The organism is Alkalihalophilus pseudofirmus OF4 (assembly GCF_000005825.2).
GTDB classification, from domain to species: Bacteria; Bacillota; Bacilli; order Bacillales; family Bacillaceae_D; genus Alkalihalophilus; species Alkalihalophilus pseudofirmus.
The window spans coordinates 2508005-2532184 of sequence record NC_013791.2 but is presented as its reverse complement, the minus strand read 5'-3'; the positions used below and the strand labels follow the sequence as shown (position 1 = coordinate 2532184).

Genomic DNA, 24180 nt, shown 5'->3' with positions numbered 1-24180 from the left:
TTGTGGTTCAAAGGATTAGTCTGGCTCATGGAGAAGGCGGAGAATTAACACATCAGCTGATTCAAGAGGTTTTTATGTCTGCTTTTTCTTCCAAAAAAGAGATACAGCATGATTCAGCTGTTTTTCCTATAGAAGGGAAAAGGATTGCCGTTACAACTGATAGTTATGTCGTCCAACCGATCTTTTTCCCCGGAGGAAATATAGGTAAGCTTGCCATTACTGGTACAGTTAATGATCTTGCTGTTTGTTGTGCAGTACCAAAAATGATCACAGCAGGTTTTATTCTTGAAGAAGGTTTTGCCTTATCTGATTTGAATAAGATTGTTCACAGTATGGCGGAAGAAGCGAAAGCAGCAAATGTGAAAATAGTAGCTGGTGATACAAAGGTTGTAGAAAAAGGCAGTGCAGATGGGATCTTTATCAATACAACAGGTATTGGAGCAATAAGTGAACAAGTATGCTCACCTGCCATAAAAAAGGGTGATTGTGTTGTAGTAAGTGGAACGATTGGAGACCATGGCATTGCTATCTTAAGTGCCCGTAATCAATTGGGGCTATTAACAGATGTACAAAGCGACTGTGCTTCTCTCCATTCTCTAATTCAGAGCCTTCTAGAGCAAGTGGATGGGATCAGGTTGATGAGAGATCCAACACGTGGAGGCTTGGCTACTTCTTTAGTTGAACTTTGTGAGGATTTTCAGTTCTCTGTTGAGCTTGAGGAAGACTTGATTCCTATTCGTAGAGAAGTAACAGGAGCCTGTAATATCTTGGGGTTTGATCCGCTTTATTTGGCAAACGAGGGAAAAGTGGTTATCGTATGTGATTCTACGAATAAAGATAAAGTAATTGAGATCATGCAGAACCATAAGTATGGTGAAGAGGCAAAAGTGATCGGGAAAGTAATCTCAGTCAATGACAGTAACGGGAAATTATACAGTAGAACGCAGATAGGAACAACGAGGAGAATACATCGTTTGAATGGAATGATTCTGCCTCGGATTTGTTAGATGTGCTTAAAAGACGTGCACACTAAGGGAGGACATCATGAGAAACACGGAACTTCTTAGGCAGCAGCTAAATCATCTTGTAACACAAGCTAGATATGATATATTGACCCTGTCAACTCTTACAGATGAAAGGTTAAAACCACAACTATTAGATCGTTTATGGACTACTATATCCTCTATTCAATTTATTAGTGACTTATTAGCCTACCAGACACAGCAGCCTTTAAGTGCCAGCTCACAAGGGGGAGGTATGCCTAGTCCTTTACAAACTTCCCCACCTTTTAATCAATCATTTAATCAATCATTTAATCAACCATTCAATCAACATACCGAATCGAACGCACAACGCAGTTTCACTTTAGAAGAACTAGCTCTCTATGACGGAAAAAATGGTCAACCGGCATATGTTGCTGTTGATGGCATCGTTTATGATGTGACCAGCAATAGAGCATGGGCAGCAGCTACGCATTTTGGGTTGAGTGCAGGACAAAATCATAGTGCAGGATTCGCTTCATGTCACGCTGGGCAGCAATCTATATTAGCAACGTTACCTGTTGTAGGGAGGTTGGTATGATGGAGAAATATGTACTTCCCCCGGAGCCTTTGACCAATGAAGCAATTTCAGAAAGATTAACCACTCAAGCAATGCTTCGAGTTAATAGTGGACTAGTAAAGAAGAGAAACCTAGTCTATTTAGAGCTCAATGGCTGTTCTGGGAATATTATTTCCCTTTTAAATGGTCAAAATCCTGATTTTGATTACACATTGCAATCACTTGTAAATCTCCGGTACAGCAATAGTTTAATGGTGGCAGAAGGGACACAGGCTATTGAACAATTAATGGAGCAGCTAGATGACGATTTTATCCTTGCTGTAGAAGGAGCTGTCGCTTTAAAAAATAATGGGTTATATAATATTATTGGAAGTTTAGAAGGGGAGCCTTTAACAGGATTAAAAGCTGCACAGATGTTTGGAGAAAAAGCAGCTCACATTATATCAGTTGGAGCTTGTTCTACCCATGGCGGAGTTTCAGCTGCTAAGCCGAATCCTTCTGAATCGGTCGGTTTACAAAGCGTCCTTAAAGAGAAAGCAATTATCAAGCTGCCTGGCTGCCCTGTTCACCCAGATTGGTTTTTAGGTACGTTATCGCATCTATTGCTTTACGGTGAACCTGAGACTGATAGTTTAGGACGGCCTTTAATGTTTTACAGTACTCTCATACATGATCGTTGTCCTAGAAGACCATTCTTTGATCGGGGAATCTTTGCAGAGAAGCTAGGAGATAAGACGTGTTTGTTTAAACTCGGGTGCCGGGGGCCTGTCACTAGAGTAGATTGTCCTACTAGACAATGGAATGGCCATGTGAACTGGCCGATTGGGGCTAATACCCCTTGTATTGGATGTTCGCAATTTGGATTTCCAGATGCTATGGCGCCGTTTATAAGTTATGACACAACGAGGGTGGTCAGAGATGAATAAAAAGATTGTCATAAATCCCTTAACCAGAATCAGCGGGTTTATGGAAATTGATGTATATATTGAAAATAATCGAGTGGTAGATGCCAAAACAAAAGGGCACTTGTTTAGAGGATTTGAACAAATGCTTGTAGGAAGGAGCCCGTTTGATGCGGTCTATTTCACTCAAAGAATATGTGGAATATGCTCAGCTGCCCACTCAATTGCCTCTTCACTAGCATTAGAAGATGCTTTGAACATTCATCCATTAGAACAAGGCCGTTATCTTAGAGATATTATACATTGCTGTGAGTTTCTACAGAATCATGTTAGACACTTTTATCAATATACAGTCCCCGACTATGTGAAATTAGAGAGTAACTCACTATTTAATACCGATCACCATGATTTTCGCCTTCCAAAGCAAATAAATGACCGTATATCACGACATTACTTTGAATCTCTTGAATACAGTCGCCTGGCTCATCAAATGCTTGCGATTTTAGGTGGGAAAGCTCCTCACAATCATGGGGTTTTTATTGGAGGAATCACTACTCAAGCTACGGCTGAAAATGTCGTTAAACTTGATGATTCGCTTCAGAAAATCAGCCGGTTTATAAACGATAAAATGATTCCGGACGCTTATGATATTGCTGCGTACTATTCAGATTACTACAGATTAGGCGGCGGGTATGGGAACCTTTTAACGTATGGGGCGTTTAACAATTATAAGGATCTTGGAACTTTATATGTCGATCCGCTCATTTCTAAAATGAATGCTAACAACAATTTGGTAGAACCATTTCAAGAAAAGAACATAAAAGAAAAAATAGATTATTCTTGGTATAAGGCGAGTAACGCTGCATATAGGCCAGATAGCGAAATGGCAGAGCCTGACATGGAAATGAACGAAAAGGCGTATTCTTGGGTAAAGGCGCCAAGGTATGAAGGTCTGCCATTTGAAGTAGGTCCCTTGGCAAGATTAATACTAAGTGGAGAGTATCAGAATGGAATTTCGGCGATGGATCGAACGTTGGCAAGAGCATTAGAGGCTAAAAAGATATGTGAGATCATGAAGGAGCTCCTACACTCAGTGATCCCCAATGTCGATCTCCAAAAAGCCTACGAAATACCTGAACAAGCATCAGGAAGAGGGTTAGTAGATACAATTAGGGGAGCACTCGGTCATTGGTTAAAGGTTGAAAATAAAAAAATATCTTTTTATCAAATTATCACTCCTTCTACATGGGATTTTTCAACTAAAGATGATCTTGGTTATAGAGGTGTTGCAGAAGAAGCTTTGATTGGAACACCTATAAATGATCCTAATAACCCAGCAGAGGTAGGAAGAATTCTTCGATCGTTTGATCCATGTATGTCCTGTGCAACACATGTATACAGCCCGGGAAAGCAAATGAAGACGATAAAGGTGTTTTGATGAAAAATATACTGATTTTAGGTATTGGAAATCAATTAATGATGGATGATGGTATAGGGATATATTTAATAGATGAACTTAAAAAGTTTAAATATGAAAGGGAACTTGAATTTATTGCAGGGGAGTCAGATATTAATTATTGCTTAGCTCAAATAGAGCGAGCTTCTTTTGTAATCATTTTAGATGCAATGGTTGCTGATAAAGAACCTGGTGAGGTATATGTATACGCGCTAGATACATTACATGAACAGAAAATGCTTGATATTTCTCCGCATAACCTTCATTTGTTTGAAGTTATGCATCACCACCAAAGAAATAAACTACATGGATATTTAATTGGGATAGAACCAAGTGAGGTCAGGTTTCATATTGGACTAAGCGAAAATATTCAAACTCAATGGCCTGTCATTATAAAAGAAGTAAAAAGAAAGATCGAACGGCTGATAGGCATGAAAGGTTAATTGCATGGAGGTTACAGATAAAATAATGAGTCAGTAAAAAAACAAATAAAAAAACTTTTATTTTTTTTGTTGACAATATACCTAATGGGGTATAATATAGTCATTGAAGGCAGCACACAACTTAAAATAAATAATGATTAAATAAAAAGGGAGGGTCACTTATGAAAGAAATGACTGCAAGAGAAGTTGAATCACTATTAATGAAGAAAGCACCACTAAATATTATTGATGTGCGTGGAGTGGATGAAGTGGCTGAAGGGAAAATCCCTGGTGCCCTTAATATTCCTTTAGGGTTGCTTGAATTCCGCATGCATGAATTAGATAAGTCTAAAGAGTATATTATTGTATGTAGATCAGGTGCTAGAAGCGGGCGTGCCACGCAATTCCTTTCAGAGCGCGGATATCAGGTAACCAATATGGTTGGTGGGATGATAGCGTGGAATGGAGAAGTAGCATAAATTTTTTTGGAACATAATATACCCTGTTGGGTAATAGGAGGCGTTAATTTTGAAGGGTGTTACAGTCTATACGACAAATAGATGTCCATATTGTGTTATGTTAAAAAACTTTTTGAATGAATATCAAATTACTTTTAAAGAAGTAAACGTGGAAGATAAGCCTGAATTAATGCAGCAGCTTGTAAATACGACAGGTCAAATGGGAGTTCCACAAACAAACATCAATGGTAAGTGGGTTATTGGGTTTGATCCAAATGAAATTATGAGTTTAATGAATAGAGTTTAATCAATAGAGTTTAATCAATAGAGTTTAATCAATAAAGTTTAATCATAAAATTCAAATTAAAAAACTAGGGGGAAATTTAAAATGAGTAATAAAGTAGCTATTATCGCAAGTAATGGTGGAATGTTTGATGCATACAAAGTATTTAATATCGCTACAGCAGCAGCTTCAACAGATCAGGAAGTAGCCATCTTTTTCACATTTGAAGGATTGAATTTAATCCATAAGGAAGCACATAAACAATTAGCTATGCCAGAAGGAAAAGAACAAATTGCTGAAGGGTTCAAGGAAGCAAATGTACCAGGCATCCCAGAATTAGTAGAGATGGCTCAAGAGTTAGGAGTTAGATTTATTGGTTGTCAAATGACGATGGATGTAATGGGACTTGAAAAGAAAGATTTTGTAGATGGAATTGAAGTTGGCGGAGCGGTAACCTTTTTAGAGTTTGCTAAAGATGCCGACGTAACGTTAACATTTTAATTAAAAAATTTTACTATTAATTATACTACAGGGGGTAACTTGAATGTCAGTAAAAGCGATGACTGCTAAAGAAGTAACAAGAAAAGTAATGGACAAAAAAGAACTATTTATTTTAGATGTACGTAACGAAGGAGATTTTGCTGATTGGAAAATTGAAGGAGAAAAGTTTGATTACCTAAATATCCCTTACTTTGATTTGATCGATGGGGTAGAGGGTATTATGGATAAACTGCCAAAAGATAAAGAGATCCTAGTGGTCTGTGCAAAAGAAGGTTCTTCAATCATGGTAGCTGAGATGATTCTAGAAGCTGGCTTAAATGTATCCTATCTTTCTGGCGGTATGAAAGCTTGGAGTGAGCATTTAGAGCCTGTGAAAGTTGGGGAGCTAAGTAATGGCGGAGAGATGTATCAATTTGTTCGTATCGGAAAAGGGTGCTTATCTTACATGGTTGTCTCTAACGGAGAAGCAGCTATTATCGATGCAACGAGAATGACAGATATTTATATTAACTTCGCTAGTGAGATAGGAGCAACGATTAAGCATGTATTCGATACACATCTTCATGCTGACCATATTTCAGGCGGCAGAAAAATCGCTGAGGCTACAGGTGCAGCTTACTGGCTTCCACCAAAGGATGCTGAAGAAGTTCTTTTTGAATATCATGCACTACAAGATGGAAATGAAGTGAAGATAGGGGATACAAAAATTAATATTCACGCCTTATATTCACCTGGTCATACGATTGGTTCTACATCATTTGTAGTCGATGAAAAATACCTATTATCTGGTGATATCCTATTCATTGACTCAATCGGCAGACCAGATCTTGCTGGAATGGCAGAGGACTGGGTTGGCGACTTGCGTGAGAGCTTATACGTTAAGTACAAGGAGTTATCTGAGGAATTAATTGTACTGCCTGCTCACTTTATGATTATTGAGGAATTAAATGCTGATGGAAGCGTAGCGAAGAAGTTAGGGACTTTATTTGCAGAGAATCATGGCTTAAATATTGACGATGAAGAGACTTTTAGAAAGTTAGTAACTGAGAATCTTCCCCCGCAGCCTAATGCATACCAAGAAATTCGTCAAACAAATATGGGGAAAGTAACTCCTGATGTTGACGAACAACGTGAAATGGAGATCGGCCCTAACCGCTGTGCCGTTCGCTAAGAACACTTTAATAGCCCCGCTGCCTAAGCAGCGGGGTTTTCATTTGGGACATGGATTAAAGTTTTTTGGGCTTATTCATTAAGTAACGTGAAAATGAAAGTATAGATAGGATGAAAAAAACACCAGTTAAAACGACGAATAGGATGCTTATATTGTGATTAAAAAGCAATCCGATTCCACTAATTAAGGCGGCAATAAGGTAAATAATGCAATAAAATAGATGTTTGTTTACATTTCGGAACATACCTGATTCCTCCTTTTATCTATCCCTTACCCATGGTTCAAGTGGAGCTAAACAGGGTATTTACATTTACAAATTATTATATGAATTAGATTTTCCTTCCAATATACGTTTATATGATTAATAATATAGGTATAGGGGTAAAGAAGGCATCGGTATCGGTATTCATATATTAATGAATCATACAATCATGTTGAGCCAAAGAGATATCGGAAAAGGAGGACCGTGATGGGTAGACTTAATACTTATTCACCTCGCTTTATCAGTAATCCCGTGGACTTAGTAGCAGAACATAAAGAAAAATTAGTAGCCTTGACAGGGAAAACGATTGAAAGTATATGGATTGCTTGGGATCATCAAAGTAATAGGTGGTTGAGAGAAATGCCTGTGGTTATTGAGGCGGGGAATGAGCAAATTGAACTTTGTGCAAATCGGATTGGCGAGTATTCAATTACCTTTAACACAATTAATTTAGAGCTCGCACCTTCTAGTATGCAGATATCATGGGAAGAGAACAAATTAAATGAAATACATAGAGTATTAAATCAAGAGATACGATCAATAGAAATGATTGAAAGCACGGTTCATACCTCCTGCCTTAAGGAAGATCAATTAAGTGGAAAGGTAGCGGTTGATTATGTGATTGACGGGATTGGATTTAATTTAGAGCGGGGGTATCTAGCAGTGTGTAATGGGCTTGATGAAAATATAATTTTAACAAGTAATGACTTTCATCAAACGATAAAATGTACAAGTATCGAATGATTTGGTCCTAGTAGTGTCGTGAACTAGGGCTTTTTTGCTGTATATTTGCAGGAATAGTCATCTTGCCCGCGAATTATCTAAGGATGGACTATATTCATAAAATGACGCCTAAAGGGGTGTTTACATCTGAAGATACAAAAAAGCTCTGTTATTTTATTTTTATTGTTTTTGACGATGCTTGCTAGCCTTGGGTTTGGCCGCTTTTCTTTGGGAGCCATTTTACCTTTTATGAAAGATGGAATAGGTCTAGATTACAGGCAGATCGGCTTTGTCGCCTCTGCAGCTTTTATAGGGTATTTGATAAGTGTAGCTGTTGTAGGTTACTTTGTCGTTAAGATTGGTGCAAAAGTTGTCATTAACGTCTCCCTTACGATTATTATTGTCGGGATGCTTATTAATGCCAATGCAGCAAATTTCTTTGTAGCTGTCGTTGGTGTGCTTCTTTTAGGGGTAGGCTCAGGCGGTTCTTCTATACCAGCAATGGGCTTGGCTGGAAGCTGGTTTTCAAATAAAAACAAAGGAATGGCGATAGGGATTGCAATGGGCGGCCTTGGAGTCGGTATGGTAATAAGTGGTATACTTGTTCCAAAAATCGTTCGTGAGAGTGCGGAGGGTTGGAGAGACAGCTGGTATATCCTGGCGGGGATTACTTCTATATTTATCTTGATTAATGGGTTATTCTTAAAAAATGCACCAGCATTAAAACATCAGGTTCACCCCGCGATAAATAATGACCGTTCCTTAAATATGAATTCAACACCCTTTATTTATCGTAATAAAAGAGTGTGGACAATAGGATTTATATACTTATCTTGGGGATTCAGTTATTTAGTATTTTCTACTTTTTTAGTTGATTATCTTATGTTTGATTTAGGTTACTCAAAAGAACGATCAGGGCTCTATTTCTCTATTGCAGGAGCGCTCAGTATAGCAAGCGGGTTTATATGGGGGACGATATCTGATAAATTAGGGAGAATGTACGCATTATCAGCTGTATTGCTGATTCAATTTACAATGCTTATCGCGTTATCTATTTCTATATCTCCATTATTGGTTGCTATTGAAGTAGGTATATACGGGCTTACTTTATGGGCCGTCCCAACGATTATGAATGCGGCTGTAGCAGACTTTGTTTCTCCAAAAGCTGTACCTATAGCTATGGGGTTTGTCACGATCTTTTTTAGTGTCGGCCAGATCATTTCTCCTTTAGCTACGGGGGTCATTATAGAAATGACAAATAAGTATTTTGGAGCACTTATTTTATCAGCCTTTGTTAGTTTAATAGGAGGCATAGCTTGTATGAAGATGCATCAATTCCAGCGAAAAAAGGATGTCTATTCATTTAAACAAGAAAAAGCACATTTGTAATAGGAGTGAGAATAAAAAATGCAGCCACGAATCGTAGTTACAGGTACAGACAGCGGAGTAGGAAAAACAACCATTACGTTAGGTTTAATGGCATCCTATAAAAAGAAAGGTAAAAGAGTTCAAGGATATAAATGCGGCCCCGATTATATTGATCCAACGTTTCATCGCGCTATTACAAAGCGCACATCTCATCAACTAGATACATGGATGACTTCATCTGAATGGGTTAGGCAAACATTTATTGATGGAAGTAATGATGCGGACCTATCAATCATTGAAGGAATGATGGGTTATTATGATGGCCATTCAGCCTTAAGTGATGAGGGGAGCACATACGAAATAAGCAAAATCTTAGCTGCTCCTAGTTTATTAGTAATTAATATCAGCGGAGCAGCTAGAAGTGCAGCAGCGATGGTGAGAGGGTTTCAACTTCTACAGAGCGGTTCCACGATTAAAGGAGTAATTCTTAATCAGGCAGGGAGTTCAGGCCATGCGGAATTATGTAAGAGCGCAATTGAACAAATGTGCCAGATTCCTGTAGTCGGGTACCTTAAAACAGGGGATACACCTACTTTGCCAGAGCGTCAACTAGGACTGATATCCGCTCTTCAAGATGGTGAATATGATCGTTTGATTGAACAATTAAGCGTTACGGTCGAAAAGCAGTTTGATCTAGATCTGATCGATAAGATAGCGAGCGAAGCACCTGTCATTCCGCCACCCCAGGATGAAGTCAATTACAGTTCACCTGCTAAAGAAAAGGTGAAAATAGGAGTTGCCTATGATGAAGCATTTCATTTTTATTACGAAGCAAATCTCGACTTGCTAAGGCAGGCAGGAGCTGATCTATGCTACTTTTCTCCATTGAAAGGAGAAAGCATTCCAGCTGATTGTGACGGGCTTTATTTAGGCGGAGGCTTCCCAGAAGAATATGCGAGCCGACTTTCCTCTCATCCATTATTATTTAAACAGCTAAAAGAGGCGGTTATTGACCAAACGCCGATTTTTGCAGAGTGTGGGGGGTATATGCTCTTATGTGAAAGCCTTAGATTGACAAGCGGAAAAACGTACCCCATGGCAGGTATTATTCCGCATCATATTCAGATGAATGAAACCTTATCAGCTATTGGGTACAGAGAAGTTAATATTGTAGAAGATTCAATACTAGGAAAAAAAGGGACGAAGCTTAGAGGGCATGAATTTCATTATTCTTCTATTAGAAGCCATGAAGAAGTTAACCCTTGTTTTCAATATGATAGCTGGGGTAAGAACGAGTTCCAAGGATATTTAGAGGGTTCTCTTGTAGCTAGTTATATCCATCTTCATTTTGCCTCCAATCCTTTGGTAGTCAAAAATATAATTAATGCCTGCTCCGAATATAAGAAGAAAAGGTCTAACCTCATATAGAGTTAGACCTTTTTTTGTACGTAAATAAGAAAGCTGTGTTTCTAAACCCCAGTTTGAGATAGATGCTGAAGCCCATTTGACTAGAAGCTAAAATCCAGCTCGTTGTATGGGGGGCGGAATAGAGAATGATTTTTTCACATAAGTGGCTCCCTAACCCTTGCTTTCGATAATCAGGGTCAATATAAATATTATCTAAACAGGCTCGTTTTGACTTTCTCGTTGATGAGATTCGGCCAAATCCGACAGGTGTTAGGTGATCGTACATTACATATTGGTTAATCCCTTCCTGTTCTATCTGTTCTAAATTTACAGCATTTAACTGAAAATACGTGTTCACTTCCTGTGCTTTTGTATAATCCGTTATTTCACTAAGTTTCATATCTGCCGATTTGTAAGAAGTGCTCAATTCGAGTGCAGCAATATCTTCTAGGATCATGAGATAGTGAGAGGATGAAAGATAATAAGAATATAGCTGAGGTGCTTCTTGCCTTGAAGTGACGAGTGTCAAATAATGAGGGCTAAAGGGAGCTTTTTTGAAGACTTTTCTAAGCCCAAAGGGAGTAATGAAAAGCTCATGTCTTCTATCACCAACAGGATATCCGTATGTAACCTGAATAAGGTTCTCTTCCTCTTTAACAGTTGTTCCATAAGTATAACGGCATGCGATTAAGCCCCATACGAAATCGTGCAGCGCTTCTTGAGAGATGTTCAAAACATCCTTCCTCTCTTAATGTTGAATAAATTAAAATCCTTAATCCTATACCTATACCCGATAAAATATGAATCAAACATCTTTTTTAAATAAATATATGCTAGAATGACAACGGTAGAAAAATGAAACAAATATGAACAATCATCGTATAAGGTAGTGGAGGTGTAAAAAATGAATAAACCGAAAACGGATCGCTTGCTAAAAGGTATAATTGGTACAAGCTTTGCCTTAGCAAGTTTGAGTGCATGCTACAGTCCCAATACAGAAGACTTAGTAAACATCCCGCAAACATCACCTGAGGAACCCCCTCCATCTCCAGAGGAAACAGGCTGTGAAGTTTGGACTTGGGATGCAGAGGCAGAAGCTTATCAATGTGCCGAAGAAGGGTCAGAACACCATGGTCACTATTATGCAGGTGGAAGCTGGTTTCCAACGTTTGCCGCATTTATGGCCGGAAGAGCGTTAGGTAGTGCAGGAAGCTCACCAGTAACGAATCAAAGACAAGATGGCTCCACAAGCACAAATTCACAAACAAACCAGCAGTCAAATCAAAATCAACAAACGAACCAGCAAAATCAATCCCAGCAAAATAATAACCAAACAACGAACTCCCGCTCAGGAATGGGTGGAGGTGGTTTTTTTGGAGGGTAGTTACAAAGAGCGTCGTGATAGGTTTTACAATCAGATCGATCATTTTTGGGATCGATTATATGGTATGGAATATGCTTTATATGATTATATTCCACTTTCTAATAGGCAGGTAGCAGAAGTTCAGCAAGCAACTGAAGAGGCATACTCCATTTTTAAGAAAACGAATCAATTAGTAAGACTAGCGGAAGAGGAAACGCTCATACAGCTTGGCGTTCCTAAACAAACCCTCTCGCTTTTGAAAAAGGAGACTATCAGCTTTGAAACGGTTATCGGCCGTTTTGACTTTGTCGACACTAAAAACGGATTAAAGATCTTAGAGTTCAATGCGGATACACCGACCTTTATAAGAGAGGTGTTTGAAGTAAACGGCAAAGTCGCAAACAGCTTTGACTGTGCTGATCCTAATGAAGGAGAAGATGAGAAAATAGGCGAGAATGTGCGAGCAGCCGTTAATCAATTATCTGATTACTTAGGCTTGATGGAGTATCCATATGTTGTATTTACCGCTCATAAAGAGGATATAGAAGATCGTGAAACCTTAAACTATTTGATGAAGTCTGCTAAGATTCCAGGCGCTGCTTTTATCCCATTAGATGAACTTATTGTAAATACTAGTGAGAGGGAAGCTGGAGTATATGATCAAGATGGAAAGAAGATAGATATAGTCTACCGTCATACTTATCCGCTTGAAGCATTAGTGCGAGATCAGACAGATGATGGCTATCTGATTGGAGAAGCATTTTTGCAATTAGTCGAACACAAAAAGGTTGGAATCCTTAATCCGCCATCAGCTTTTTTAATGCAGACAAAAGCAATGCTTGCTGTTATATGGGGGCTGCATGAAGCGAATCATCCATACTTTTCTGATTACGACCACCAAATCATTGAAACGTATTTTTTGCCGACATACTTAGATGAGGAGCCTTTCGTAGAAACAGGAGAGAAATATGTTTCTAAGCCTGTATTCGGCAGAGAAGGAGATACGGTAAGAATAAAAGAATTTGGCCGCGTGATTGGAGAAGAGACGCACAATACATACGACGAGTTTATTAAAGTATTTCAAAAATACGTGGAACTGCCAACGGCTCTCGTTAACACAGAATTAGGTGCAAAAGAAATGCATTTGCTCATTGGCAGTTTTGTTGTTGGAGAAAAAGCGAGTGCATTTGGTTTTAGGGCAGGTGCAGCTATTACTGATAATTTGTCATATTTTTTACCTTGTGGAGTGAAAGGGGATAATTAACTAGTGGATATTTTGTATTATTTACAAACGTTTGATCATTTTCTCATTTATTTAGTAACATCGTTTGTCTTATTTCTAATAGGAACGTTTATTTTCAAATGGTTAACTCCTTATTCAGAAAGAGACTTGATACGAGCAGGTAATGTGGCTGTTTCTCTTAAGTTATTAGGGAAAATGGCAGGGCTTGTTGTTGTTTTGCAATCGGCGATCAGAAGTTCAATAAATTTAGTAGACTTAGCGATCTGGGCATTAATTGCTATTATTATTCAAGTGTTGCTTCATTTTGTATTAGAACATGCCTTTACACGAAATACCAATTTAGCAAATGAGGTAGAAAAGGGTAATGTGGCAGTCGGGTTGTTCCTTGGAGGCATTTCTGTATTAGTAGGCATTATTGTCGCTGCAACAATCAGTTATTAACTTGATAGGAGGAGCAGATATGTTACCATACCGCTCATTGACAACACCTTTTGAGCAAGAAAAGTATCTTAATCGTTTTGAATCACTCTATGATGAAATGGCGAAAGCTGGTTTTACATGGGCTACTCTATATGAGAATTACGAAGAACATCAATATATGAGTGATTCTATGCTAGAAGTTCCTCATGCGATGTATACCGAGATTAAAAATGCAACGAGGGCAGTAGATGCAATTTATATAAAAACATATAAAATGATCAAAGAGAATCCTAGTATCATGCATCGATTAGGCATTCCAATTATGCTGTGGGATCTTTTGTTGGAAGATCAGAGTAAACGCTTTTCATACTTTACGAGATATGATTTTATTGCTTCAGTACATGGATTAAAGGTAATAGAAGCAAATACTGATACACCTGTTGGACTAGTTGAAGCAGCTATTGCTCAGAACCGTCTAGCGAAAGTGCATCAAGTGGAAAATCCTAATGAAGGGATAAACCGGCTTGTAAAAGAAGCATGGGATCAGGTTATAAAAGATTACCAGATAAGAAGTGCAGATACGCTCTACTTTACAGCTGCGAATTGGCATGATGAGGATAAGCTAACAGCAAAGTATTTGATGCAACACTACCCTCAAAATGCACACTACATCCCATTAGAGGAGATAGAAGTAAGAAAAGATGGGGTATATGATCCGAGCGGCAATCAGATCCACTTTTTATACCGTCTTTATCCACTTGAATACTTTCTTCATGAGAAAAGCGGTACGGGCGAGTCGATTGGTGAGCAATTTCTTGTGAACGTATTAGAAGGCAAAGTAAAGTTGATAAATCCTCCACAAGCATTAATGATGCAGTCCAAAGCAGTCCTCTCATTGATTACTGAGAAGAAAAAAGAATGGTATACAAGAGGGGAACAAGAAATAATTGAGCGTTACTTTTTACGCACATATGACGATCAGGCCGGTCTATATTCCTACGTTAAAAAGCCCGTACTAGGACGAGAGGGCGGGGGGATTACTGTAGTAGAAAATAATCATATTCTAGATCAGGACCTTGATTACTATCAAGATCAACAAATGGTTTATCAAGAATATTACCCGATGCCAAGTCAAACGATAGACACATGGGATGGACCTTATACAGGCAGATTACTTATTGGGTCTCATACTATGAATGGTGAACCAGCAGGACTATTTTTCCGGGTGGGTGAATATATTACTGGTAATTTGTCCATGTTTGTTGGATTTACTATAATGAAATAATCAAAAGAGGCAGCAGTAGATGTGGCTGTCTCTTTAAGATGGTGATAAATATGGAAGCAGACATAACTAAGGATAAACAAATCGCACAAAAAAACAAATGGATCTTTGCATATGAAGTTCTTTTATTTACATTAGCATGTGTAACGTTTGCACTCGTCTTTATTGATGAAAATCAATATTATGTATTAGATTTAATTGTGTGGCTCATTTTTACAATCGATGTACTTATAAGATTCATTCTAAGTAAAAATAAAACCGCTCATCTTAAAAAGAACCCTCTTGATTTGATCATCATCATACCATTTGATGCGGTATTTCAGCTGGCTAGAATTGCAAGAGTCATCAGGGCACTTAGACTTTTGGTGATTATTTCTAGATATGCAAGGCCCTTAGCAGTAATATTAAATAAGCACGGGTTAGGAAAAGCTGTCACATTCATGACGTTGATGGTCTTTTTAAGCTCGATTCCTATTGTTCACCTTGAACCGAATATTGAAACATATGCTGATGCACTATGGTGGAGTATTGTGACAACCACGACTGTAGGTTATGGAGATATATCGCCATCAAGCCCTATAGGTCGATTAATTGCTGTGTTTCTGATGCTTTTTGGAATAGGATTAATCGGGATTATTACAGCTTCAATCACCAGTTATTTTTTAACAGGGACGATTAAAGAGGAATCTACCCAAGTTACGTATATGAAAGAAAAAATCAATGAATTAGATCACTTAACTGCTGCTGAAATAGACATTCTTATAAAACTTCTTGAAGAAGAAAAGCGTAATCGAGATACGTGTTGAATGTATAATAGAATAATATTATCAAGGTGTATGTATCTACACCTTGATTTTTTTTATGCCTCGAAAATTGCCCTGGAAATAAATAACGGCATCTTTTTTACTATGAAAACAGAGAATTATCTGTTTTTTTGCAATTAATTGTAAAACTGCTTGTTTATTAGCTTGTTTAATGTTAACTTAAAATAAAAAATAGTTAACATACGGGAGGGCAAAACACAATGAGTGAATGGTTAAACTATGCTAAAAGAGCGATAACTGGAGAAAAATTATCCTTAGATGAGGGGCTGTCTATCTTACAGGCAGACGATGAAGAAGTACTGCCTATCTTACAGGCGGCTTTTAAAGTCAGAAGTCATTTCTATGGAAAAAAAGTGAAATTAAATATGATCATCAATGCTAAAAGTGGACTATGTCCTGAAAATTGTGGGTACTGTTCACAATCAATTATATCAACGGCACCAGTTGAGAAGTATTCTTTCTTAGATAAGGAAACATTGTTAGCGGGTGCAAGAGAAGCAATGGAGAGAAAAGCAGGAACCTATTGTATCGTAGCAAGCGGACGAGGTCCGACTGAGCGAGAGCTCGACGGGGTCATTGAAGCAGTAGAGGAGATTACAGCTACGATGCCTTTAAAAATATGTGCGTGTTTAGGGATTTTGACAGATGAGAAAGCCAAAAGACTAAAGCAAGCTGGGGTTCATAGATATAATCATAATATTAATACTCATCGCGATCATCATGAGGCGATTACAACAAGTCATACATATGATAATAGAGTCGAAACAGTAGAAAGTGCAAAGAGTGCAGGGATGTCACCTTGTTCCGGTGTCATTATAGGAATGGGAGAAACAGATGAACAAATTGTAGAAATGGCATATGCCCTGCGTGAGATCGATGCGGATTCAATTCCAGTAAACTTTTTACATGCCGTACCAGGTACTCCTCTTGAGGGGAAAAGCCGGACAGCGCCAATGAAAGCCTTACGCGTCTTAGCATTAATGAGATTTATTAATCCATCAAAAGAAATCCGTGTCTCAGGGGGCAGGGAATTAAATCTCAGAACATTGCAGCCGCTCGCGTTGTATGCAGCGAACTCTATTTTTGTAGGAGATTATTTAACAACAGAGGGACAAAGTGTGGAGATTGATCATCATATGATTGAAGACCTAGGGTTTGAAATTGAAGAGCGCGCTATTCCAGTTACTTAAATCAACAAAATAAATTATATTCATAAAAAACGCTTTATAACCCCATACTATTTGAAAAGGAAGGGGTTGTAGGGATGTTTAGAAAGAAACGTTCATCTCGTTCAGGATACTTTATCGGATCACTTGTCGGCACAGCAGTTGGTGTTGCTGGTTATTACTTATTAGCTAGTGAAAGAGGCAGCCAAATGAGAAAAGGTCTGGTTAATAAAATGCCAGAAGCAAATTCAAAAAAAGGAGGCGCCTTATCCCACCTATTGCTTGAATTTGGCAGTGAATGGAGCGAGGATATAAAAGAAGTACTAAGTGACAGCAAAAAACCTGAACAGACGAAAAACCAAAGTGCTGGTGAACAATCAGAAATTGGTGAATTAATACAAGGTGTGTTAGAAGAGGAGTAGTCAATTCATTTTGACTGCTCTTTTTTAGGTTTTAATCCATTGTTTTGAGGAAAATGTAAAAGGTATTCGTATTATTATGTGATTGCCATCTCATATGAGGTTTTTGTGGTAAAATATTAATTTTAATGGAGAGGTTAATGTGAGATAGAGGTGACTATTTAATGGATAATTCAATGGAACGCTGGAGAATGCTGATTGCATCCTTTCAACGTCTAGAGTGGATAGATATTTCAATTGCATTTGGAATATTTCTTATCTTCTTGGTTTTTCGTAAGCTATTTACCAAATATGTGTTTAAATTTATTGTTTCTCTGACACGGAGAACCCCAACTCATGTGTTTACCGATGTGCTGCTTTCATTTGAGAAGCCCTTAAGGCTTTTTTGGATTGTATTAGGTACATACTTAGCTTTGTTGTATCTGCCTTTCAACATAACCACAACAGAGTTTGTTCAGCATATTTACAGGTCGTTTATAATTATGCTTCTTGGATGGGGCTTACATAATTATATGTCTGCTCATTCAGCTTTTTTCTTCCGTTTTGCTAAAAGAGTAGAACTTGATGAAGATAGTATGTTAGTTCCTTTCTTATCAAAGATCCTAAGGTTTTCGGTGATTGCCTTAACAATTGTGGTCATAGCTGGTGAGTGGGGGTATAGTATCAGCGGTTTCATTGCTGGTTTAGGGCTTGGTGGTCTGGCATTTGCTCTAGCAGCACAAGATACAATTGGTAACTTCTTTGGAGGAATTATTATTATAACAGAAAAACCTTTTTCAAAAGGAGACTGGATCAAAACGCCTTCAGTAGAAGGTACTGTAGAGGATATCACATTCCGCAGTACACAAATAAGAACTTTTGCCGATTCTATTGTTACGGTTCCTAACTCTACCCTTGCAAACGAACCGATTACCAACTGGTCACAGATGACAAAGCGTCAAATTACTTTTAAAGTCGGTGTAACGTATTCTACCCCTCGTCATAAGTTAGAACGCTGTGTTCATAGAATTGATACGTTGCTTAGAGAGCATGAAGAAGTCAATCAAGATTTGATTATGGTTCGTTTTAGTGATTTTAATAATTCAAGCTTGGACATTTTTGTTTACTTTTTTACGAATACGACTGCATGGACCGAATGGTATCGAATAAAAGAAGATATTAATTTTAAGATCATGAACATATTAGAAGAAGAAGGTGTAGAGATTGCATTCCCAAGCAGAAGTCTCTATGTTGAAAAAGATCATCAAGATGTCATGCAAGAAATGTTAAAAGAAGAAGAGGAAGAAGATCATACCGCTGTAAACGAGAAGAGCTCAAAATAATGAGCTCTTTTTTTTATGGCACCTTCAAAGAGTCACTTCACTGTGTTGTTCTTTTCATAAGAAAACAATAAATGATGCACACTATTAGATGACACATCAATTGCAGTTGTGAAATTGGCTAATGAGAAGGAGAAATCTGTGTGAAAAATCTAACGATAACCTTTAAAATATCAATTGTTATGGCGCTTTTATTTGTTTTATGGGGAACATTTTTCCCGACAAATCTCGGTCAAGTAATGGAGAGTGCGCAAACATTTTTTTTGACATCTTTTGGTTGGTTTTATCAGCTTGCTGCTTCATTCTTTCTATTGTTCGCTCTGTTTTTGATCTTCAGTAAATATGGAAAGATAAAATTAGGAAAGGAACATGATAAACCTGAATTTAACCGGCTTACTTGGTTTGCCATGCTTTTTAGTGCGGGGATGGGGATCGGGTTACTCTTTTATGGTGTCTCTGAACCTATTTCACATTATGCAGAACCTCCGTATGGCGGGGAAGAACTGGCTAGAACGTCTGAGGCAGCTCTCATTGCATTGCGATTTACATACTTACACTGGGGATTTCATGCATGGGCCATCTATGCGACAGTAGCATTAGCTTTAGCTTATTATAAGTTTCGCAAGCAGGTACCAGGTTTAATGAGTTCCACATTGCAACCTATTTTTGGAGACAAAGTCAGAGGACCTATTGGATATACAATTGATATTATAGCTGTATTTGCAACGTTATTTGGAGTTTGTGCTTCGTTAGGCTTAGGTGCTCAACAAATTAATGCAGGATTAAATTATTTGATTGGGATACCTATTAATTTTAACATCCAGTTATTGATTATAGGTATTATTACAGTTTTATTTATTATTTCAGCTTCAACAGGTATTAAAAAAGGAATTAAATATTTAAGTAATACGAATATGATTTTAGCGGTATTACTCTTAATCATTATGATCATTGTTGGTCCGACGTTATTTTTATTAAACCTTTTTACTCATACATTAGGGCAGTATATTCAAAACTTGCCGCAAATGGGGCTGCGTATTTCTCCATTTAATCAAGAAAGTGCTGCCTGGACTCAAGGGTGGACGATTTTTTATTGGGCATGGTGGATCTCTTGGTCTCCATTTGTTGGAATGTTTATTGCTAGAGTATCAAAAGGGAGAACAGTTAGAGAATTTGTTGTAGCTGTATTAATCGTTCCTACACTTGTTTGCGCATTCTGGTTTGCCATCTTTGGCGGAACAGGAATTTATTTTGACTTAATAGAGGGGCTAGATGTAGCTGGCCAAAGTTTAGAGACGGGGCTATTTTACGTCTATAACTTTTTACCGTTAGGCGGGGTATTATCTGTATTAACTGTATTGCTTATAAGTACATTTTTCATCACCTCTGCTGACTCTGCCACATTTGTTCTTGGAATGCAGACGACTGAAGGTGATTTAAATCCCTCCGTCTTTATTAAAATCTCTTGGGGGCTGATTTTAAGTGCGTCTGCGGTTGTATTAATGGCATCAGGAGGACTAGATGCCTTGCAAACGGCGATTATTGTCAGCGCATTTCCTTTAACCTTTATCTTACTTGCTATGAGCTACAGCATACTTAAGGTGTTTAAGCTGGAAATGAAGGCTGCACAAAAAAAATAAATTCAATACTGCACAGAACTTCTCATAGAGATGTTCTGTTTTTTTCTTTAGCCTAGAAAAGCGGCTGTGATGTTCAAATGATTCTGAATCCTTTATAATGTTTTTATTAACTATTAGAGAGAAAATGGTGTTAGCTGCAATTTAAGGAGTGGAGAAAAATGATCGAAGAGAAGACCGCACAGTTTAGGCGGACTACATTTGCTTTAGGAGTAGCTGCTTTCTTTATTTTTGCCAATTTACATTTTCCGCAGCCGATTTTACCTGTACTAGCAAGAGAATTTCAAGTTTCGGATGTAATGATTAGTTTACTTGTTTCCGTTCCGTTATTTGTTCTAGCCATAGCCTTTTTCATTTACAGCCCATTGTCTGATGCGCTGGGGCGTAAGAAAATCATGAATACAGCAATGGTTATTGCTTGTTTGTTATCGCTTGGTCTGGCAGTTGTCCCTGGGTTTGAAGGACTTTTACTAATCCGGACGCTGCAAGCCATCGCACTTGCTGGGATCCCAACTATTGCGCTAGCGTATATAAGCGAAGAATATGCAAAAAAAGCAATGACAGTAGCAATCGGCGTCTATATTAGTGCAAACAGCTTTGGAGGAATGACAGGCCGTTTTATGAGCGGGGTATTAACAGATCTTTCAAGCTGGCGAATAGCTTTTTTAGTTATGGGATTAATCAGTGTCTTGTCTGTGATATTAGTATTGCTGTTTCTCCCAAATTCAAAGCAATTTACACCGCAGCCTTTTCACTTTAAAGAAGTGATTGCTAATTACCGGCATCATTTAAGTGACCGGCAGCTGCAGCCAGCGTATATTGTTGGAGGACTACACTTTCTAATTTTTATAGGGTTTTACAGTTATGTTGCGTTCTTACTGTTAGCAGAGCCATTTTCTTTATCAACTACAGTTGTAGGGTTTGTTTTTATCACATATATGGCAGGTACTTTTTCTTCAACGCTTGCCGGAAAGCTTGCTAAAAAATACTCACAGGCTTATTGTCTTAAAATCGGTATCCTGATTATGGCTGTAGGTATTACTCTTACACTGATTATGAATTTGTTATTGATTGTGCTGGGATTGCTCTTGCTTAGCTTTGGATTCTTTTTTGCTCATTCATGCTCTAGTGCATGGGTATCTAAGTATGCAACAACAGCAAAAGCAAGTGCTTCAGGATTGTACCTAACTGCTTATTACATTGGGGGCGGACTTGGCGGTATTTATTTAGGGTGGTTTTGGGTGCACGCTGGGTGGATAGGAGTGGTGGCTGGGTCAATGATGATTCTGGTGGTGACCACATACACATCTATTCAAATGAAACATTTAGAGGAAACAGACCATCTTAAATCGACTTCTTATACGGTAAATTAAAAAGGAATATTTCGTATATCGACAAATTACGTTATCTTTGACAATTTTTGTGCTGATTATGTCTTAATTATTGGAATGGTTTTCATAGGAATCACAAAAAATCACACGAATATTTAATTTTAACAAGATAAACGTTTTAAAAAGCGGGTGAGCAGGGTAATTCTATATATAGATAATATTTCCGTTTAAAACGTTTTAAAAGGTTAAAGGCAGGTGTGTGAGGATGAAATATATAAAATATTTTATTGTGATGAATATGGCTATCTTCCTATTTGGCTGTGGACAAGGGAATTCAATAGTAATGGATATCGAGGAGTTAGACAAACCAGGATCAGTCGTTTCAGCTGCGACCCCTTCATTTCTTTCATTTGCTTGGATTGAAAAAGGATTTAACGGTATCTTTTTTCCGACTGATCAAGCTTTAGGAGAATCGCAGACAGATGTGTTAGAAAGTCTTGGAGAACCTAGTGAAAAAGGGTTATATGAAGGTGGAAATTATTATACTTATGACCGTACAACCTATATTTTTTCAAGTGAGAACTACTTATTAGAAGCCATCATGATGGACATATCTGACTACCGGGTTTCGGTAGAGGAAATGAAGCGAGCTTTAGGAACACCTGACCGCAGCGAATTAGATGAATTGGATGGTTATTGGACCTATTCTTATGAATTAGATGATTATACGTTGTTTTTTGAAACCTCTGAGGAAGGAAGCCCGCTTGAATTTGTATGGTTAGTTGAATCAGAAAAACAATAAATAACAAGCAGGAGCGAGAGTACTAACGAAAACGTTGGTACTCTTTTTGTGTTGTTCTGCTACAGTGAATACCTGCTCGTATATTTTTTTCAAATGAAAGAAGTTAGCCAAATAAAGATAAAGTGTTTTCGTTAAGGCGGCGTAATAGTGTTATTACTTCTGGGTATGTCACTTATCATTTCTTCAAAAGTATAATTTTTCAAAAAAATAAGAAAAAACTATTGTAATTATTTAAATACTGTTATATTATAAAACACGTAGAAACAAACTGTAATAATACAGAGAGAAAAAAGGGGTCGAACTAGGAGAGGGTGAATGTACGAAAAGTGACAATCAATGACATCTAGAGCATCTTAACTTCGTAAGAATCCTGCAAGAAGTGCATCACTGTTAGTCCATTGAAAAGACATTGATTCAGCTTATGATTTCTGTTATTGAACAGTATGAGGATCTGAAGTGTGTGACGCTTAGAGACAAAATCAGGATCATGGGCAGTATCAACACTTTAAAAAAAGGGAGAGATTATCATGACAAAAGAAAATCTAAAATTAGCAGCTGAACAATTACAAGCACAGTGGGAAAATGATGAGAGATGGCAAGGGATTGAACGTACATATTCTGCTGAAGAAGTAGTCAAATTAAGAGGATCAGTTCAAATTGAACATACATTAGCTAAGCGCGGAGCTGAAAAGCTTTGGAACTATCTTCATAATGAAGATTATATCAATGCACTAGGCGCTTTAACTGGTAACCAAGCTGTTCAACAAGTGAAAGCTGGTTTAAAAGCTATTTATCTTAGTGGATGGCAAGTAGCTGCAGATGCTAACTTATCTGGTCAAATGTATCCAGATCAAAGTTTATATCCTGCAAACAGTGTTCCAAGTGTTGTTAAGCGTATTAACCAAGCACTACAGCGTGCAGATCAAATTCAACATATGGAAGGTGAAGGAGATATTGATTATTTCCAACCGATCGTGGCTGATGCGGAAGCTGGATTTGGCGGTCAGTTAAACGTATTTGAATTAATGAAAGGCATGATTGAAGCTGGTGCCTCAGGTGTTCACTTAGAAGACCAACTTGCTTCTGAGAAGAAATGCGGACATTTAGGCGGTAAAGTATTAATTCCTACACAAACTGCAGTACGCAACCTTACAGCTGCTCGTCTAGCTGCAGATGTAAGCGGTGTACCAACACTCCTAATTGCTAGAACAGATGCAGATGCTGCTGATCTTATTACGAGTGATATTGACCCGGCAGATCATCCATTTATTACAGGAGAACGTACGCCTGAAGGATTCTACCGTACGAAACCAGGCCTTGACCAAGCTATCGCGCGTGGTTTAGCGTATGCACCATATGCTGATCTTATCTGGTGCGAAACTTCAAAACCATCGCTTGAAGAAGCTCAAGCATTTGCTGATGCTATCCATGCTAAATTCCCAGGAAAAATGCTTGCTTACAACTGCTCGCCTTCATTTAACTGGGAAGCTAATCTTGATAAAGAAACAATTGAAACGTATCAAGTGGAGCTTGGGAAAATGGGTTACAAATTCCAATTCGTTACGCTTGCAGGATTCCATGCTCTAAACCACAGCATGTTTGAATTAGCACATGGCTATAAAACTCGTGGAATGGGTGCATATTCAGAGTTACAACAAGCTGAATTTGCAAGTGAGTCAAAAGGCTACACGGCAACTCGCCACCAACGTGAAGTAGGTACAGGATACTTTGATGAAATTTCACAAGCAGTTTCTGGTGGTACATCTTCAACCACAGCATTAAAAGGTTCTACTGAAGAATCACAATTCCAAAAGCAATAATAAATGATAAAATAACCGGCCATCATTAGATGAGCCGGTTA

25 protein-coding genes are annotated in these 24180 nt (G+C 38.0%); 24 read left to right on the top strand and 1 reads right to left on the bottom strand.

The window, feature by feature from the left end; translation table 11 throughout:
- Positions 1-2 precede the first annotated feature (2 nt).
- The 12 genes from hypE to BPOF4_RS12740 all read left to right on the top strand — a co-directional run bounded on the left by hypE (position 3) and on the right by BPOF4_RS12740 (position 10534).
- A complete protein-coding gene (gene hypE / locus BPOF4_RS12800; RefSeq protein WP_012959612.1) occupies positions 3-1007 on the top strand; it encodes a hydrogenase expression/formation protein HypE in 1005 nt (334 codons plus the stop codon).
- Positions 1008-1044: 37 nt separating this feature from the next.
- On the top strand, positions 1045-1581 hold the full coding sequence (locus BPOF4_RS12795) for a cytochrome b5 domain-containing protein (protein WP_012959611.1): 537 nt from the start codon (positions 1045-1047) through the stop codon (positions 1579-1581).
- Complete coding sequence (locus BPOF4_RS12790) at positions 1578-2486, top strand: hydrogenase small subunit (RefSeq protein WP_238446464.1); 909 nt, start codon at positions 1578-1580, stop codon at positions 2484-2486. Before BPOF4_RS12795 ends, BPOF4_RS12790 begins: the two co-directional genes overlap by 4 nt.
- The gene (locus tag BPOF4_RS12785) at positions 2479-3900 is read left to right on the top strand and encodes a nickel-dependent hydrogenase large subunit (RefSeq protein WP_012959609.1); all 1422 of its coding nucleotides are present in this window, start codon (positions 2479-2481) and stop codon (positions 3898-3900) included. The genes BPOF4_RS12790 and BPOF4_RS12785 overlap by 8 nt, the downstream gene beginning before the upstream one ends.
- The gene (locus BPOF4_RS12780) at positions 3900-4361 is read left to right on the top strand and encodes a hydrogenase maturation protease (RefSeq protein WP_012959608.1); all 462 of its coding nucleotides are present in this window, start codon (positions 3900-3902) and stop codon (positions 4359-4361) included. The genes BPOF4_RS12785 and BPOF4_RS12780 overlap by 1 nt, the downstream gene beginning before the upstream one ends.
- A 161-nt stretch (positions 4362-4522) precedes the next feature.
- Positions 4523-4819: a rhodanese-like domain-containing protein gene (locus BPOF4_RS12775; RefSeq protein WP_012959607.1), complete on the top strand. Its 297-nt coding sequence runs from the start codon at positions 4523-4525 to the stop codon at positions 4817-4819.
- Between the two features lie 49 nt (positions 4820-4868).
- On the top strand, positions 4869-5105 hold the full coding sequence (locus tag BPOF4_RS12770; protein ID WP_012959606.1) for a glutaredoxin family protein: 237 nt from the start codon (positions 4869-4871) through the stop codon (positions 5103-5105).
- Positions 5106-5186: 81 nt separating this feature from the next.
- A complete protein-coding gene (locus BPOF4_RS12765; RefSeq protein WP_012959605.1) occupies positions 5187-5582 on the top strand; it encodes a DsrE/DsrF/DrsH-like family protein in 396 nt (131 codons plus the stop codon).
- A gap of 43 nt (positions 5583-5625) precedes the next feature.
- The gene (locus BPOF4_RS12760; protein ID WP_012959604.1) at positions 5626-6753 is read left to right on the top strand and encodes an MBL fold metallo-hydrolase; all 1128 of its coding nucleotides are present in this window, start codon (positions 5626-5628) and stop codon (positions 6751-6753) included.
- A gap of 469 nt (positions 6754-7222) precedes the next feature.
- Positions 7223-7759 carry a hypothetical protein gene (locus BPOF4_RS12750; RefSeq protein ID WP_012959602.1) on the top strand — a complete coding sequence of 179 codons (537 nt, stop codon included), beginning with the start codon at positions 7223-7225 and terminating at the stop codon, positions 7757-7759.
- Positions 7760-7933: 174 nt separating this feature from the next.
- Positions 7934-9127 carry an MFS transporter gene (locus BPOF4_RS12745; protein WP_081457716.1) on the top strand — a complete coding sequence of 398 codons (1194 nt, stop codon included), beginning with the start codon at positions 7934-7936 and terminating at the stop codon, positions 9125-9127.
- A gap of 18 nt (positions 9128-9145) precedes the next feature.
- Positions 9146-10534 carry a cobyrinic acid a,c-diamide synthase CobB gene (locus BPOF4_RS12740; RefSeq protein WP_012959600.1) on the top strand — a complete coding sequence of 463 codons (1389 nt, stop codon included), beginning with the start codon at positions 9146-9148 and terminating at the stop codon, positions 10532-10534.
- On the opposite strand, the gene BPOF4_RS12735 is transcribed toward BPOF4_RS12740, so the two are convergent.
- Complete coding sequence (locus BPOF4_RS12735; RefSeq protein ID WP_012959599.1) at positions 10527-11246, bottom strand: GNAT family N-acetyltransferase; 720 nt, start codon at positions 11244-11246, stop codon at positions 10527-10529. The genes BPOF4_RS12740 and BPOF4_RS12735 overlap by 8 nt on opposite strands.
- Positions 11247-11417: 171 nt before the next feature.
- On the opposite strand from BPOF4_RS12735, the gene BPOF4_RS22235 reads away from it, so the two are divergent.
- The 12 genes from BPOF4_RS22235 (at position 11418) to aceA (ending at position 24139) form a co-directional block, all read left to right on the top strand.
- On the top strand, positions 11418-11897 hold the full coding sequence (locus tag BPOF4_RS22235; protein WP_012959598.1) for a DUF1190 domain-containing protein: 480 nt from the start codon (positions 11418-11420) through the stop codon (positions 11895-11897).
- Positions 11887-13140: a glutathionylspermidine synthase family protein gene (locus BPOF4_RS12725; RefSeq protein ID WP_012959597.1), complete on the top strand. Its 1254-nt coding sequence runs from the start codon at positions 11887-11889 to the stop codon at positions 13138-13140. Before BPOF4_RS22235 ends, BPOF4_RS12725 begins: the two co-directional genes overlap by 11 nt.
- Positions 13141-13143: 3 nt before the next feature.
- On the top strand, positions 13144-13560 hold the full coding sequence (locus BPOF4_RS12720) for a DUF350 domain-containing protein (protein WP_012959596.1): 417 nt from the start codon (positions 13144-13146) through the stop codon (positions 13558-13560).
- 19 nt (positions 13561-13579) lie between these two features.
- A complete protein-coding gene (locus BPOF4_RS12715; protein ID WP_012959595.1) occupies positions 13580-14824 on the top strand; it encodes a glutathionylspermidine synthase family protein in 1245 nt (414 codons plus the stop codon).
- A 50-nt stretch (positions 14825-14874) separates the two neighbouring features.
- Positions 14875-15627 (top strand): potassium channel family protein, encoded by a 753-nt coding sequence (locus BPOF4_RS12710; protein WP_012959594.1) that lies wholly within the window; start codon positions 14875-14877, stop codon positions 15625-15627.
- Positions 15628-15845: 218 nt separating this feature from the next.
- Complete coding sequence (bioB, locus tag BPOF4_RS12705; protein WP_012959593.1) at positions 15846-16835, top strand: biotin synthase BioB; 990 nt, start codon at positions 15846-15848, stop codon at positions 16833-16835.
- Between the two features lie 74 nt (positions 16836-16909).
- A complete protein-coding gene (locus BPOF4_RS12700; protein WP_012959592.1) occupies positions 16910-17233 on the top strand; it encodes a YtxH domain-containing protein in 324 nt (107 codons plus the stop codon).
- A gap of 161 nt (positions 17234-17394) precedes the next feature.
- A complete protein-coding gene (locus BPOF4_RS12695) occupies positions 17395-18552 on the top strand; it encodes a mechanosensitive ion channel family protein (protein ID WP_012959591.1) in 1158 nt (385 codons plus the stop codon).
- 140 nt (positions 18553-18692) lie between these two features.
- Complete coding sequence (locus BPOF4_RS12690; RefSeq protein WP_012959590.1) at positions 18693-20189, top strand: glycine betaine uptake BCCT transporter; 1497 nt, start codon at positions 18693-18695, stop codon at positions 20187-20189.
- A gap of 158 nt (positions 20190-20347) precedes the next feature.
- Positions 20348-21559, top strand: a complete 1212-nt coding sequence (locus tag BPOF4_RS12685; protein ID WP_012959589.1) for an MFS transporter — start codon at positions 20348-20350, stop codon at positions 21557-21559.
- Between the two features lie 223 nt (positions 21560-21782).
- A complete protein-coding gene (locus BPOF4_RS12680; RefSeq protein WP_012959588.1) occupies positions 21783-22319 on the top strand; it encodes a DUF4309 domain-containing protein in 537 nt (178 codons plus the stop codon).
- A 527-nt stretch (positions 22320-22846) separates the two neighbouring features.
- Entirely contained in the window at positions 22847-24139 is a 1293-nt protein-coding gene (aceA, locus tag BPOF4_RS12675) for an isocitrate lyase (protein WP_012959587.1), read from the top strand.
- The last annotated feature ends 41 nt before the right edge of the window (positions 24140-24180 follow it).

Bases quoted from the DNA above. Each gene is read 5' to 3' on its own strand.
- BPOF4_RS12795 (WP_012959611.1), top strand. From the start codon at position 1,045: ATGAGAAACACGGAACTTCTTAGGCAGCAGCTAAATCATCTTGTAACA.
- BPOF4_RS12790 (WP_238446464.1), top strand. From the start codon at position 1,578: ATGATGGAGAAATATGTACTTCCCCCGGAGCCTTTGACCAATGAAGCA.
- BPOF4_RS12785 (WP_012959609.1), top strand. From the start codon at position 2,479: ATGAATAAAAAGATTGTCATAAATCCCTTAACCAGAATCAGCGGGTTT.
- BPOF4_RS12780 (WP_012959608.1), top strand. From the start codon at position 3,900: ATGAAAAATATACTGATTTTAGGTATTGGAAATCAATTAATGATGGAT.
- BPOF4_RS12775 (WP_012959607.1), top strand. From the start codon at position 4,523: ATGAAAGAAATGACTGCAAGAGAAGTTGAATCACTATTAATGAAGAAA.
- BPOF4_RS12765 (WP_012959605.1), top strand. From the start codon at position 5,187: ATGAGTAATAAAGTAGCTATTATCGCAAGTAATGGTGGAATGTTTGAT.
- BPOF4_RS12760 (WP_012959604.1), top strand. From the start codon at position 5,626: ATGTCAGTAAAAGCGATGACTGCTAAAGAAGTAACAAGAAAAGTAATG.
- BPOF4_RS12750 (WP_012959602.1), top strand. From the start codon at position 7,223: ATGGGTAGACTTAATACTTATTCACCTCGCTTTATCAGTAATCCCGTG.
- BPOF4_RS12745 (WP_081457716.1), top strand. From the start codon at position 7,934: ATGCTTGCTAGCCTTGGGTTTGGCCGCTTTTCTTTGGGAGCCATTTTA.
- BPOF4_RS12740 (WP_012959600.1), top strand. From the start codon at position 9,146: ATGCAGCCACGAATCGTAGTTACAGGTACAGACAGCGGAGTAGGAAAA.
- BPOF4_RS22235 (WP_012959598.1), top strand. From the start codon at position 11,418: ATGAATAAACCGAAAACGGATCGCTTGCTAAAAGGTATAATTGGTACA.
- BPOF4_RS12715 (WP_012959595.1), top strand. From the start codon at position 13,580: ATGTTACCATACCGCTCATTGACAACACCTTTTGAGCAAGAAAAGTAT.
- BPOF4_RS12710 (WP_012959594.1), top strand. From the start codon at position 14,875: ATGGAAGCAGACATAACTAAGGATAAACAAATCGCACAAAAAAACAAA.
- bioB (WP_012959593.1), top strand. From the start codon at position 15,846: ATGAGTGAATGGTTAAACTATGCTAAAAGAGCGATAACTGGAGAAAAA.
- BPOF4_RS12700 (WP_012959592.1), top strand. From the start codon at position 16,910: ATGTTTAGAAAGAAACGTTCATCTCGTTCAGGATACTTTATCGGATCA.
- BPOF4_RS12695 (WP_012959591.1), top strand. From the start codon at position 17,395: ATGGATAATTCAATGGAACGCTGGAGAATGCTGATTGCATCCTTTCAA.
- BPOF4_RS12685 (WP_012959589.1), top strand. From the start codon at position 20,348: ATGATCGAAGAGAAGACCGCACAGTTTAGGCGGACTACATTTGCTTTA.
- BPOF4_RS12680 (WP_012959588.1), top strand. From the start codon at position 21,783: ATGAAATATATAAAATATTTTATTGTGATGAATATGGCTATCTTCCTA.
- aceA (WP_012959587.1), top strand. From the start codon at position 22,847: ATGACAAAAGAAAATCTAAAATTAGCAGCTGAACAATTACAAGCACAG.